Origin of the sequence: Pseudomonas sp. RC10 (assembly GCF_038397775.1) — a bacterium.
GTDB classification, from domain to species: Bacteria; Pseudomonadota; Gammaproteobacteria; order Pseudomonadales; family Pseudomonadaceae; genus Aquipseudomonas; species Aquipseudomonas bambusae.
The window spans coordinates 1034883-1047373 of the sequence record NZ_CP151650.1 but is presented as its reverse complement, the minus strand read 5'-3'; the positions used below and the strand labels follow the sequence as shown (position 1 = coordinate 1047373).

Below are 12491 nucleotides of genomic sequence, written 5' to 3'. Positions count from 1 at the left end.
GTCAGACCGACTCGGTGATCAGTCGGTCGAATTGCGCCAGCAGCGCTTGCAGGTTTCGCGTTTCCTGAGCACGGCTGGCGTAAACCATCTGCGCCATCTCCAGAATGCCCGAAGCGTTTGGCAGTGCGTGGTCCTGCTCCAGAATGACCTTCATTCGCGGCAGGAAAATCCATTGCAGCCACTGATCGAAATCCAGCGTATCGACACAGAACGGCTCGCGGCTCGATAACGCCTCGTCGCTGGGCGGCACTTCTTTCCACCATCCCAGCACACGCAATTCGCGCTCGATCAGCAACAACTGATCGGCGATCTTCGGGAAGCGTTTATCCATTGGCCTTCTGCCGGGCCAGCGCGGCACCCGCTGCGTCGCCTTGCTTCTCACGCGCTTGAGCGATCAATCCCCAAAGACTGGCCTGCAAACTCGCACGACCATTCGCATAGGTCAGGCCACGGCGAGCCAACTGCTCCGCCTGAGGCGCGTCCCCTTGGGCCAGACGAACCTGTGCCAATTTGTAAAGGACTTGCGGTTCGCGAGGGGCAACGCGCTGAGCACGCTCCAGGCTCGACGACGCGCCGTTCAGATCACCGCTGCTCTGCTGTTGCTGAGCGGTGGTCAGCAGCGCGAGAACCGGGCCGTCCAGTTGCTCATCCGCTGACAAGCCACCGCTGGACGCCGACGGAATGCCGGTGGGCGCTGACGAGGGCATGTTGTAGGTGTTGCTGGTCGCAGCCGGCGGGGTGTAGGTGTTGTTAACCGGCGCGGTGTTGATGGGCGCCTGATTGACGGGAGACGTGTCGATCGGTGCCGAATTGATCGGCGCCGACGTTGGCGGGACGAACGTCGAAATCGGCGCGGCGCTGGCGTTGGCACCGCCCGGCACCATCACCGTCACGCCGGAGTCCTCTTGGATCGACTGCGTTTGCGTCGGGGCCTGCACAGGAGCGCGATACGCCGCATTGCGATTGGCTGAGACTCGCTCGCTGTTGGACACACGGGAACCCGAGTCCACCACCGGGATATTGCCGCGCGTTTGAGTCGCGCAACCATTAAGCAAAGCCAGCGCCGTTAAAGCCGGAATCCACCACTTGTTCACTTCACATCCTCTTCGCTTAGTTCAACCAGCCTTTGACCCAGTCCATCACCGATTCGGCAGGCGCTGTCGGCCCGCCGCACGTTGGGCCTGGTTGCGGCTCACTGCCACGAATATACGGCATCTGCACGGCACCCGGGCAGCTGGCATCAGTGCCTTGCCCGGTTGACGCATTGACCCACGCCATCACCACGTTGTCCGGCATGGCCATGTCCAGCGGAAGCGGGTCGGCCTTTTTCATGAAACTGGTCCATATCTGCAATGCACCGGTAGCACCGGTGAATGGCGTCTTGCCGTTGTCATCGCGGCCCATCCAGACAATCGCCAGCAGGTCTTGGCTAAAACCGGCGAACCAACTGTCACGGGAATCGTTGGTCGTCCCTGACTTGCCCGCCAGGTTCAGCGTACTTGGCAACACGTTGTACACCGACTTGCCCGTGCCTTCGCGCATCACGCGCTGCATGGCATTTTGCAGCAGATAAATGGAGCCGGGATCGAAACGCTGCTGGATCTGAAACGGATAACGCTTGAGCGGCTCGCCCTCGGCTGTCAGGACACTGCGGATGCCGCGCAACGGCGTATTGAATCCGCCACTGGCGATGGTCTGGTACATCGTCGCCACTTCGATTGGACTCAAGGCACCGGCCCCCAGCAACATCGACGGGAACGCCGGCCAGTCGCGGGTGACACCCAATTTGGTCAGGGTCTTGAAGACATTCGGCACGCCCAGGTCCAGACCCAGCTTGGCGCTGGACAGGTTGTAGGAATGCGCCAACCCTTGATACAGGAAAATGTTGCCGTGAGCCTTATGATCGAAGTTCTGCGGCTTCCAGATCTGGCCGTCTGCACCCTTGACCTGAAACGGCTCGTCAGGCACCCAACTGGTCAGTGTGTATTGCTGCGGACGTTCGAGCGCGGTCAGGTAAATCGCCGGTTTGACCAGCGAGCCAATCGGGCGAACGGCGTCCAGTGCGCGGTTGAAACCCGCGAACCCGGCCTGACGACTGCCGATCAGCGCTTGCACTTCGCCGGTTTCCGGGTTGGTCACGACCATCGCCGTTTCCATGTCGTCCGCGCCCTTGCGGCCCGAAATCTTGGCGAAGCTCTCGCGAACGGCGGCCTCGGACTTCATCTGCAGAATCGGGTCGAAACTGGTGAAAATGCGCAGGCCTTCTTCGGTCAAGTCTTCGTCACGGTAGTCCTGACGCAGCTGGCGCTTGACCAGATCGAGGAAGTCCGGGAACGAGCTGTCGGCCAGCGAGCCGTTTTTGGTCACACCCAGTGGCATTTTCTTCGCTGCAGCGACAGCTTCAGCCGACGCAACGCCCTGCTGCTCAAGCAGATCAAGTACCAGATTACGACGCTCAAGTGCGCGATCCGGGTTACGACGCGGGTTGTAATAGGACGGACCTTTGACCAGGCCCACCAGCAACGCGACCTGATGCAGTTTCAGCTCCGACAGCGGCTGGCTGAAAAAATATTGGCTGGCAAGGCCGAAACCGTGCACCGCGCGCTGGCCATCCTGACCGACGAAGACTTCGTTGAGGTACGCCTCGAGAATTTCCTGCTTGCTGTAATGGATCTCCAACAGGATCGCCATCATCGCTTCGGTCAGTTTGCGGGTGATGCTGCGTTCGTTGGTCAGGTAGAAGTTCTTGACCAATTGTTGCGTCAGCGTCGAGCCGCCCTGACGCATCTGCCCCGCCGAGGCGTTAACCCAGAAGGCGCGGGCGATGGACTTGGGCGACACACCGAAGTGGTGATAGAAATCCCGGTCCTCCACCGTGACCAAGGTATCGAGCAAATAGGGCGGCGCCTGATCGAGCTTGATCAGGATGCGGTCTTCGAGGTTCTTCGGATAAAGACCGCCAATCAGTAGCGGCTCAAGCCGTGCCACGGCCAGCTTGGAGCCGTTGGCAGCGGTCAGGTCGGCGACATAATCGCCGGAAAATCTGACGTGAATCTGCTGTGCAGGGTCCGCACCTTCATAAAACTGAAAACCGCGAGTATTCAGATCGACGTTGTTGCCGTTGACCGACGCGGCACCCGGGCCGTTGGCCACGCTTTCCCGCCGATAACCCAAGGCATCGAGCTCGATCAGGAAATCGTCGCGGGACAGCTTCTGGCCGACGAACAGCTCCAGCGGACGGGCATAAACCTTAGCCGGGATCGTCCAGCGCTTGCCGGAGAATTTTTCCTGAACGATGGAATCGAGATAAACAGCGAAGCAGGCAAGCACCACCAGCCCGACAAGACTGAGTTTCAGAGCCCAGCCCAACAGGCTGCGCAAGCGGCTGTTGGTGGGTTTGGGGGATTTTTTCGAAGCGCGGGATCGAGTCATGGCGGCGGATTATACGCACTTTCAAAGCCACCGGCAGACCACCCTCACGGCGGTTTGCAGCAATGCGCCGAGCGGCCATAATGGCCACCTTTAGTCACATCATTCTCGACTTATCATCTTTCAAGGATCGTCCGTGAGCCAGACACTGATTGCCGCGCTTCAAAATCCTGCCCTATTCCCCCACCCTGTGGAGCAATTTCAGGTCATCGAGACGCATATTTCCTGGGTGCTGCTCACTGGCCCCTACGTTTACAAGATCAAGAAACCGATGAATTTCGGTTTCCTCGACTTCACCACCCTGTCGGCGCGCGAACACTTCTGCCAACAGGAGTTGAAGCTCAATCAACGCCTGACCAATGATTTGTATCTGGACGTGTTACCCATCACCGGGACCGCCGACGCGCCGCAATTGGGCGGTGAAGGTGAAGCTATCGAATTCGCCTTGAAGATCCGCCAATTCCCGCAGGACGGCCTGCTCAGCACCCTGCAGGCCAAGGGCGAACTGACGACGGCACACATTGACGACATCGCTCGCCAGATCGCCGAGTTCCACATGAGCACCCCCCGTGTGCTGTCGGAAAACCCGCTGGGGTCGCCTGAATATGCGATGGCCCCCGTCACTCAGAACTTCGAACAGATCCTGCCGTTCCTCACCGAGAAGGCTGACCTGATTCAATTGAATGCACTGGAAGCCTGGGCGAATGCCAGCTACGAGCGTCTGAAGCCGTTGATGGGCCGCCGCAAGGCTGACGGTTTCATCCGCGAATGCCATGGCGACATTCACCTCGGCAACATCACGTTGATCGACGGCAAGGTCGTGATCTTCGACTGCATCGAATTCAACGAACCGTTCCGCATGACCGACGTGTATGCCGACATCGGTTTCCTCGCCATGGACCTGGAAGATCGCGGTCTGAAGAGCCTGTCACGTCGCCTCATCAGCCAGTACCTCGAACACACCGGCGATTACGAAGGTCTGGAGCTGCTGAATTTCTACAAGGCATACCGCGCACTCGTTCGGGCGAAAGTGGCGCTGTTCAGCCTGTCTGGGGATGCCGATCATGTGCAGCGCGCCACTACCCTGCGCCAGTACCGCAACTACGCTAATCTGGCGGAAAGCTACAGCGCGATCCCGTCGAACTTCCTGGCCATCACCCACGGCGTTTCGGCTGTCGGCAAAAGCCACGTGGCGATGCGCCTGGTCGAAGCGCTCGGCGCCGTTCGCCTGCGCTCGGACGTGGAGCGCAAACGGCTCTTCGGCGACAGCCAGGAACTGTATTCGGCCGATGTCAGCAGCAAGACCTACCAGCGTTTGAACGAATTGGCTGCGGTCGTCCTGCATGCAGGCTTCCCGGTAGTGATCGATGCCACGTTCCTCAAACTCGACCAACGCCAGGCCACAGCAAAGGTAGCCGAAGCCACCGGCGCGCCGTTCCTGATCCTCGACTGCGCCGCACCGAAAGCCGTCATTCAGGGCTGGCTGGCGCAACGTCAGGCACAGAACAGCGACCCTTCCGACGCAACCATGGAAGTCATCGAGGCTCAGTTGGCGAATCGTGAGCCGCTGACCGCCGACGAAACGCTGCGCAGTCGCCACGTCGAAACCAACCTGAGTGGTGATCTGGATAAATTGGTGGATGACATCCGCCAATACCTGCCGGGCTTGTAAGCGGCCGAGCCACCAGTCATCGAATCGTGAAGTCTGTCACTTCACGGCTCGTTGATAGTGGCATTATAATGGCGTCAGAATTCCAACAAGGTGACGCCAACATGAACCAGCCCAAGCAGCTCGACTCGCCGCTTTTCGCCCTTCTGCGAAAAGATGACGTCAATGCCTTTAATCTCCAACGCCCGAAAGGCGGCCCCATTGACCTCGCGGGCGGTGATTTCCGTGGGCTGGATTTGCGTGAACTCAACGCCGAGGAAATCGACTTCAGCGACGCCTACTTCCGTTCCGCAGATTTGCGCGGTGTCGATTTCCGCACCGCGTCGCTGGAAGGCGCCAGCATCGCTCACGCACAAATCTCAGGTGCTTATTTCCCGGCCGAATTGAGCGCTGACGAGATACTGATGTCTGTCAACTTTGGTACTCGCCTGCGGTATCGCACTCGCTGACACATTCGGCACGCTTCAAACGAGTCACCTGTCCCCTGCCCTGCATGCACAGACATGCCGGGCCCGCGCTGGCGCACTGTCTCCTCACGCTACCGTTCGGCGGCTGATCCGCGAATTCCGCGCGCCCGATTCGAGCAACGCGCTGAGTGGATCTACACTCATTCCATGTCTTGCATCTGCAGTTTTTACAAGGCCAGGAGGTACCCAAAGGGAGCTGTACACACGGAGCGACACCCGCAGGAGGCATCATGGAAGACGAGCTGCTACAGATGAAAAATCTGGGCAAAACCACCGCCCAGTGGCTACACGCCGCGGGCATTCACAACGCTGCTGACCTTCGCCGACTCGGCCCCATCCTCGCCTACAGAGCTGTCAAAGCCCGCGACTTTCGAACGTCCAAAGCCCTGCTGTACTACATTGCAGGCGCACTGAACGACCTGGACTGGCGCGACCTCACCCAAGCAGACAAAGCCCGGCTGGACGGAGAACTGAACAGACTCTGCCCCAATTCGAAGAACGCAGATTGCCAAACCTGAAAATAGTTTGGGATTGCCTGTTGACTTACAAATGAGAATCACTATGATTATCACATCCGGTCGCGAGACTGGCTGGTAACCTGAAAGGCTCCTTGGTTCGGACTCTCAGATTATCTCCTCATCAGGCTAATCACGGTTTTTGACCCGGCTTTTTGCCGGGTCTTTTTTTGCCTTCCGTTTGGGACGTTCGTGGCCGACGGTTCGTGTTGCCCAGCCTTTCAAGGCCGGACCCCCAGGTACGCCAACAGATCATCCAGCAGGCTTGCGCCACTCAGCCGAACCCGCGTGGGCTCGGCCCAGAACGGGCCGAACTTGCGTTGAACGACATCAAGATATGTTCGAGCCTCATCAAACGTACGAACATTCCCGGACGCCTTGAATCCCACCTGCGCGCCCATCTCGGCAATCGCTTCGATGAGTATCCGGGCCGCTTGCGACGTGGTGCCCGCTGCCTGCTTGCCGGTGCTCGTCTTAAGGAATGACGCCCCCTCTCGAATGGCCGTGCGGCACACCTGATGGATGATTTGCGGATCACGCAAAACGCCAGTCTCCAACGTAATCGTCAGCAATCCACGTTGCCCACACTTGGCCCGGCACGCAGCAATCATGTCGGCGCCGACCGTTTTGTCACCACTCAAATGGGCGTGGAAGGGGTACACCAGATCGATCTCGTCGGCCCCGGTGAGCATGGCTGAATGTGTTTCCGACTCGGCAGCACTGACCGAAGCGCCGCCATTCGGGAAGTTGACCGCTGCCACGACCTTGACTTCCCGCGCCAGCAGGCTATCGAGCGTCCGTCGGGCCAGCCCGGCAAATCGAGGCAGCACGCAGACAGCGGCAACATTCCCTACAGGCGTCAGCGCCCGTTCACACAACGCGATGATGCGCTCCGTCGTGTCATCGAGATTCAACGACGTCAGTTCCAGCAGGCCTATCGCTTTTTGAGCAACGGCTTCGTCACTCTCATACACCCGGTCCATCACGCACTCCTCGACAACCTGCGAACTCAAGGTAGCGACGATAATCCAGTCGAAGGCAGCGTGAACGGCCATGCGCGCACCAGAGAGCGGGCCTACGCGACTATCAGAAATATCTTAAGGAAATTGCCTTCGAAAAAGTGGGGGCGGAAGGTTGCACGTCATCGAGCGATGATCAGTGGGTGCCCACGTTCGGGGTGCCGTTGCACCAAGACCTCAAGGCCAAACACTGCCCTCAATGCGTCCGGCACTAGCACCTGGTCCGGAGTGCCCTGAGCAAAAGGGCGACCTGATTCGAGCATTAACAATCTGTCGCAATAACGTGCAGCCAGATTGAGGTCATGCAGGATCACCATCACTGCGCCACCGCGATCCGCGAATCCGCGCACGGCCTGCAACGTGGTGTGCTGATGCAAGGGGTCGAGCATTGAGGTCGGCTCATCCAGCAATAACGTTTGCCCTCCCTCTCCGGGCCACAACTGCGCCAGCACCCGAGATAAATGCACCCGCTGACGCTCACCGCCGGACAGGGCAAGGTAACTGCGATCCATCAGGTGCAACGCGTCGGCGGCTTCGAGAGACTCCCGAACGATCTCGGCATCCCGCTGCCGGCCGGTGTCATGAGGCAATCGGCCCATGGCCACCACATCCCGAACACTGAACGCAAAGCTCAGCGTCGAACTTTGCGGCAATACCGCCAGACGCCGAGCGCGCTGCTGACCCGTCCAGTAAGACAATGGCTGATCATCGAGCCACAGTTGCCCCTGCATCGTTTTCAGCTCGCCGCACAGTGCGCTGAGCAATGTGCTTTTCCCTGCACCGTTGGGCCCCAGTACGCCTAGCATTTCGCCGGGCTTGATCGTCAAATCAACATCGGCCAACACGCATTTTCCATCGCGATGCACGCTGATATTTTCGGCTCTCATCATCAGACGCGCCCTCTCACCAGCAGAAACAGAAAGAAGGGTGCCCCGATGAAAACGGTCACGATACCAATCGGCAATTCAGCCGGTGCCAGCACCAGTCGGGCAAACACGTCGGCGAGCAGCAATAGACTCGCCCCTGCGAGCGCTGACGCGGGCAGAACGACCCGGTGATCAGGCCCCGCGATCAGCCGCACCAGATGCGGCACGATCAACCCGACGAAACCAATGAGGCCAGCTGCAGCGACGGCAGCGCCCACCCCCAGCGCGATGCAGAGGATGAGCTCGCGCTTCAGCCGTTCGACCTCGATCCCCAGATGACGGGCTTCCGATTCCCCGAGCAGCAGCGCATTCAAGGCTTTTGCCCGGCGCGGCAGCCAGGCGATGACGAGCACGCAGACCAGCAGCAACGGCCATAGCCTCGCGTAACTTGCGCCGTTGAGCGTGCCCAGGTTCCAGAACGTCAGAGTACGCAATGCCGCGTCATCTGCCAGATAGGTGAACAGACCGATAATCGAGCCGGCCAGCGCGGTCATCGCCACACCTGCCAGCAGCATGACGCCCACGCTGGTCTGGCCGTCCCGACGACCGAGGCGATAGACGATACCTGTCACGATAAGTCCACCTGCGAAGGCACAGATCGACAGCAGATAAGGGGCGAGTGCTTCCGGTAAACCGCCCAGTGACGCACTCGCGACGATCGCGATCGCAGCTCCCAACGCGGCACCGCTGGACACGCCGACCAAACCGGGGTCGGCCAGTGGATTGCGAAACAGGCCCTGCATGGCCACGCCCGACAATGCCAGCACCGCCCCCACTGCCAGGCCCAGCAAGGTCCGGGGCACGCGAATCTGACCAAGGATCAGTTCGGCCTGTTGCAGATTCTCGCCCTCCACGGGAAACCCCAACAGGCGTAACCCGGCACGCAGGGTGTCGATGAGTGGCAGGCTGATCGGCCCCAGAGAGAGAGATAGCCATATCGCGACCACACAGACGACGCTCAGGACGATGAACAACGTGCGCGGCTGCAGAATGACCTTCATTGAGCGGGCGAGACCTTGGCCTTGAGATCGGTATCCGTGGTGTAAAACGCTTTGCCGAGAGTATGCATCGCCTCGGGAAGGCGTGGCCCCAGACCGCCCACCAGCAACGTCGGGTCCACTTCAATCAGGCGATTCTGCTGAACGGCACGGGTAGCGCCCAGCAATGGGTTTTCCCGAAGCAGCGCCTCCCGAGACGACGCGCCGTTTTGCGCGCGGTCTGTGAACACCAATACATCAGGGCTCAGCCCAGCCATCGCTTCTGCAGAAAAAACCTTGTAGCCCGCATGGGTCGCCAGATTCCGACCGCCTGCCTGTTTGATCAGCCAGTCCCCGACCGTACCCGTTCCCGCCACCATCGGCGCGGCGCCCGCATGGCTGACCAACAGCAACACGCCTGGCACGGGTTGATGCTGCTGCGCCCGAGCCACCCAGTCATGCTGGACGTCCAGACGTTTTGCATACTGCTCGCTCAGTTCATTCGCCTGCACCTGTTTGTCGAGCAAGCCCCCCAGCTTTCGCAGGTTGCTTTGAAGCGCACTCACGTCAGCACCGGCGGAAAACACCTCGACCTTCACTCCTGCTGCACGCAATTGATCCAGCACGGGAGGCGGCCCCATTTCTTCCGTTCCCACCAGAACATTCGGACGCAGACTGAGGATGCCTTCAGACGACAACTGTCGTTGGTAGCCAATACTCGGCAGCGATTTGATGGACGCCGGATGCTGACTGGTACTGTCGATGCCCACCAGGTTCGCCTCACCCCCCAGCGCCACGACCCACTCGGTCAGTGCGCCGCCCGCGCTGACCCAGCGCTGCGTGTCTGCCGATACCACATGAGTGAATGAGAGCCCGATCAGGATGCCAGCCAGCTTGGCGAGAAAACGCATGGGGGAGGAGTCCTTTATATAGAAGAAGCGCGTCTGCTGAATCCGCTGGAAAGGCGATCAGTTGGATCGACGCGTCAATGGCGGAGCTGTCAAACTGAGCCGCTTACAACAACCGGGCAATTTGATAATTATTTGCATTTACCCGTCAAGCAGCAAGGAGACTCCGCTGAAATACCTGTGTGAAAAAACCGATCTTCGCGAAGGCATGAGCCGGGGTTTCGACGTTGATGGCGTTCGGTTGCTGGCAGTGCGACGCGCGGGGCAGGTCTACACCTACCAGAACCGCTGCCCCCACCGGAATGTGCCGCTGGAATGGCACCCCGATCAGTTCCTCGACGCCAGCGCCAGCCTGATCCAATGCGCAACGCACGGCGCGCTGTTTCTGATCGAGAGCGGCGAATGCATCGCTGGGCCGTGCGAGGGCAAATCCCTGAGCACCGTTGCGTGCCGCGAAAACGCTCAGGGAATCTGGGTCAGCTTGCCAACACAGGACTGACGGGACGCGCTTCGGTCAGGTGAATCTCAAGTCGTCTATCGACGCGCACCTCTTCGGGTGTCAGCTGCACGCCATACGCCAGTACTTCGACACCTGCGGCGACAGCATCTCTGAGCGCTTCGGCGTAGGCAGCGTCGATTTCTTCCGCAGGTCGAACGGCCTCGATGCCCGTCAAATTGACGCAATACAGCAGCACCGCGCGCACGCCCTCCCGCGCCAACGCTGCCAATTCACGCAAATGTTTCGCGCCGCGCTGAGTAACGGCATCGGGAAAGGCGGCGACAGCACTGTCGTCGAAACCCAGGGTGACGCTCTTCACTTCCAGAAACAGCGGGCCTGCCGGGTAGTCGAGGCGAAAATCGACGCGGCTGTTTTCCTGCCCATACGGCACTTCCCGCTTGAGCGCCGTGAAGCCGTTCAGCTCGGTGATCACGCCCGCCAGCAGTGCCTCTTCGACCAGCTTGTTGGCGCGGCCCGTATTGACACAAGCGAAGCGGCCTTGAGGCGTTTCGCTGATTTCCCACGTGCCGGGCAGCTTGCGTTTCGGGTCGGTGGAGCGACTGAACCAGACGCGCCCATCCGGCATCATGCAATTGAACATCGAGCCGGTGTTGGGGCAATGGATGGTCAGGCGCTCACCGCTGGCCGTTTCGATGTCGGCCAGAAACCGCTTGTAGCGCTGCAGCAGGCGTCCTTCTTCGAGTTCGGGAGAAAAGCGCATCAGCCTTGCCAGCTCCGCAGCCCACGGCCGATACGCTCAACCGCTTCTTGCAAGCGCGGCAGGCTTTGGGTGTAAGCGAAACGAACGTGATGCCCCGCCTGATGACGACCGAAGTCCAGGCCTGGCGTGAAGGCAACGTGCTCGGTTTCGAGAAAATGTCGGCAGAATGCGAACGCATCACCACCAAAAGCGCTGATGTCCGCATACAAATAAAAGGCGCCCTCTGGCTCGACGGCGATGTTGAAGTCCAGTTCACGCAGCGCAGGCAGCAAAAAATCCCGGCGTTTGCCGAACTCGGCACGACGCTGTTCGAGGATTTCCAGGGTTTGCGGCTCGAAACAGGCAAGCGCCGCAGTTTGCGCCATGCTCGGCGCACTGATGTAAAGGTTCTGCGCCAGCTTCTCCAGATCACCGACCGCCGCCTCGGGCGCAACCAGCCAGCCGAGGCGCCAACCGGTCATACCGAAATACTTTGAAAAACTATTCAGCACGAACGCATCGTTATCCACTTCGAGCACGCTGGCCGCTTCAGTGCCGTAGGTCAGGCCGTGATAAATCTCGTCCACCACCAAATGACCGTCGCGGGCCTTGAGCGAAGCCGACAGCGCCGCCAGTTCGTCCCGATGCAACAGCGTGCCGGTGGGGTTCGCGGGCGACGCGACCAAGGCGCCGACGCTGTCCTGATTCCAGTGTTGAGCAATCAGATCGGGGGTCAACTGGTAACGTACGTCGGGCCCAACCGGCACCAGTTGCGCGGCACCTTCCACCACTCTCAGGAAGTGCCGATTGCACGGATAACCTGGGTCGGCGAGCAGCCAATGCTTGCCGGGATCGACCAACAGACTCGTCGCCAACAGCAACGCACCGGAGCCTCCCGGCGTGATCAGAATCCGCCCCGGATCAATGCTCAGACCGTAGCGCTGTTGGTAGAAACCCGAGATCGCCTCGCGCAACTCCGGCAAGCCGCGAGCGGCGGTGTAGCGGGTTTTTCCGGCTGCCAACGCTGCTTGACCGGCCTTGATGATGGGCTCAGCGGTAGTGAAATCGGGCTCGCCGATTTCCAGGTGGATGACGTCGTGCCCCGCCGCCTGCAATTCATTGGCACGGGCCAACAGCGCCATGACATGAAAAGGTTCGATGGCGCGACTGCGCGCACTGTAGGGCTGAGGCATGAGTCTTCCTTTAATAGCAGTGTCGGAAACGATCGGCCGATTCTACCCAACCGCTTTCGCCGCTACAGATTTATCGTTCGGCGCACGAGTGATGCCGGTGATCCGCAAAAACGGATGATGTCGCAGGAGGGACTAGACTGATGGCACTGCAAAATAATATAAAACCGGGCGCTTTGGCCGTGGTCATAG

13 protein-coding genes are annotated in these 12491 nt (G+C 59.9%); 4 read left to right on the top strand and 9 right to left on the bottom strand.

The window, feature by feature from the left end:
* Position 1 precedes the first annotated feature (1 nt).
* The 3 genes from AAEO81_RS04710 to mrcB are packed head-to-tail and all read right to left on the bottom strand — an operon-like array spanning position 2 to position 3432.
* Entirely contained in the window at positions 2-331 is a 330-nt protein-coding gene (locus AAEO81_RS04710; protein WP_341961986.1) for a YqcC family protein, read from the bottom strand.
* Positions 324-1094 carry a hypothetical protein gene (locus AAEO81_RS04705; RefSeq protein WP_166598270.1) on the bottom strand — a complete coding sequence of 257 codons (771 nt, stop codon included), beginning with the start codon at positions 1092-1094 and terminating at the stop codon, positions 324-326. The genes AAEO81_RS04710 and AAEO81_RS04705 overlap by 8 nt, the downstream gene beginning before the upstream one ends.
* A 16-nt stretch (positions 1095-1110) precedes the next feature.
* A complete protein-coding gene (gene mrcB, locus AAEO81_RS04700) occupies positions 1111-3432 on the bottom strand; it encodes a penicillin-binding protein 1B (RefSeq protein WP_341961983.1) in 2322 nt (773 codons plus the stop codon).
* A 133-nt stretch (positions 3433-3565) separates the two neighbouring features.
* Between mrcB and AAEO81_RS04695 the strand changes: the two genes are divergently transcribed.
* From AAEO81_RS04695 to AAEO81_RS04685, 3 genes are all read left to right on the top strand, one after another.
* Positions 3566-5101: an AAA family ATPase gene (locus tag AAEO81_RS04695; protein WP_341961981.1), complete on the top strand. Its 1536-nt coding sequence runs from the start codon at positions 3566-3568 to the stop codon at positions 5099-5101.
* 101 nt (positions 5102-5202) lie between these two features.
* Positions 5203-5547 (top strand): pentapeptide repeat-containing protein, encoded by a 345-nt coding sequence (locus AAEO81_RS04690; protein ID WP_166598273.1) that lies wholly within the window; start codon positions 5203-5205, stop codon positions 5545-5547.
* A 248-nt stretch (positions 5548-5795) separates the two neighbouring features.
* Positions 5796-6083 (top strand): TfoX/Sxy family protein, encoded by a 288-nt coding sequence (locus AAEO81_RS04685; RefSeq protein ID WP_341961978.1) that lies wholly within the window; start codon positions 5796-5798, stop codon positions 6081-6083.
* A 218-nt stretch (positions 6084-6301) separates the two neighbouring features.
* Here the strand turns inward: AAEO81_RS04685 and deoC are convergent, their stop codons facing one another.
* From deoC to AAEO81_RS04665, 4 genes are all read right to left on the bottom strand, one after another.
* Complete coding sequence (gene deoC / locus AAEO81_RS04680; RefSeq protein WP_341964464.1) at positions 6302-7063, bottom strand: deoxyribose-phosphate aldolase; 762 nt, start codon at positions 7061-7063, stop codon at positions 6302-6304.
* Between the two features lie 158 nt (positions 7064-7221).
* The gene (locus AAEO81_RS04675; protein ID WP_341961976.1) at positions 7222-7989 is read right to left on the bottom strand and encodes a heme ABC transporter ATP-binding protein; all 768 of its coding nucleotides are present in this window, start codon (positions 7987-7989) and stop codon (positions 7222-7224) included.
* Positions 7989-8972, bottom strand: coding sequence for an iron ABC transporter permease (locus tag AAEO81_RS04670; RefSeq protein ID WP_341964463.1), 984 nt, complete (start codon positions 8970-8972; stop codon positions 7989-7991). The genes AAEO81_RS04675 and AAEO81_RS04670 overlap by 1 nt, the downstream gene beginning before the upstream one ends.
* Before the next feature lie 50 nt (positions 8973-9022).
* Positions 9023-9913 (bottom strand): ABC transporter substrate-binding protein, encoded by an 891-nt coding sequence (locus AAEO81_RS04665; protein ID WP_341961974.1) that lies wholly within the window; start codon positions 9911-9913, stop codon positions 9023-9025.
* A gap of 166 nt (positions 9914-10079) precedes the next feature.
* Here AAEO81_RS04665 and AAEO81_RS04660 point away from each other — a divergent pair, with 166 nt between their 5' ends.
* On the top strand, positions 10080-10409 hold the full coding sequence (locus AAEO81_RS04660; RefSeq protein ID WP_341964462.1) for a Rieske (2Fe-2S) protein: 330 nt from the start codon (positions 10080-10082) through the stop codon (positions 10407-10409).
* Here the strand turns inward: AAEO81_RS04660 and sfsA are convergent.
* Together sfsA and AAEO81_RS04650 are read right to left on the bottom strand one after the other, a co-directional pair.
* On the bottom strand, positions 10387-11130 hold the full coding sequence (sfsA, locus tag AAEO81_RS04655) for a DNA/RNA nuclease SfsA (protein ID WP_341961972.1): 744 nt from the start codon (positions 11128-11130) through the stop codon (positions 10387-10389). The genes AAEO81_RS04660 and sfsA overlap by 23 nt on opposite strands.
* A complete protein-coding gene (locus AAEO81_RS04650; RefSeq protein ID WP_341961970.1) occupies positions 11130-12302 on the bottom strand; it encodes a pyridoxal phosphate-dependent aminotransferase in 1173 nt (390 codons plus the stop codon). The genes sfsA and AAEO81_RS04650 overlap by 1 nt, the downstream gene beginning before the upstream one ends.
* Between the last annotated feature and the right edge of the window lie 189 nt (positions 12303-12491).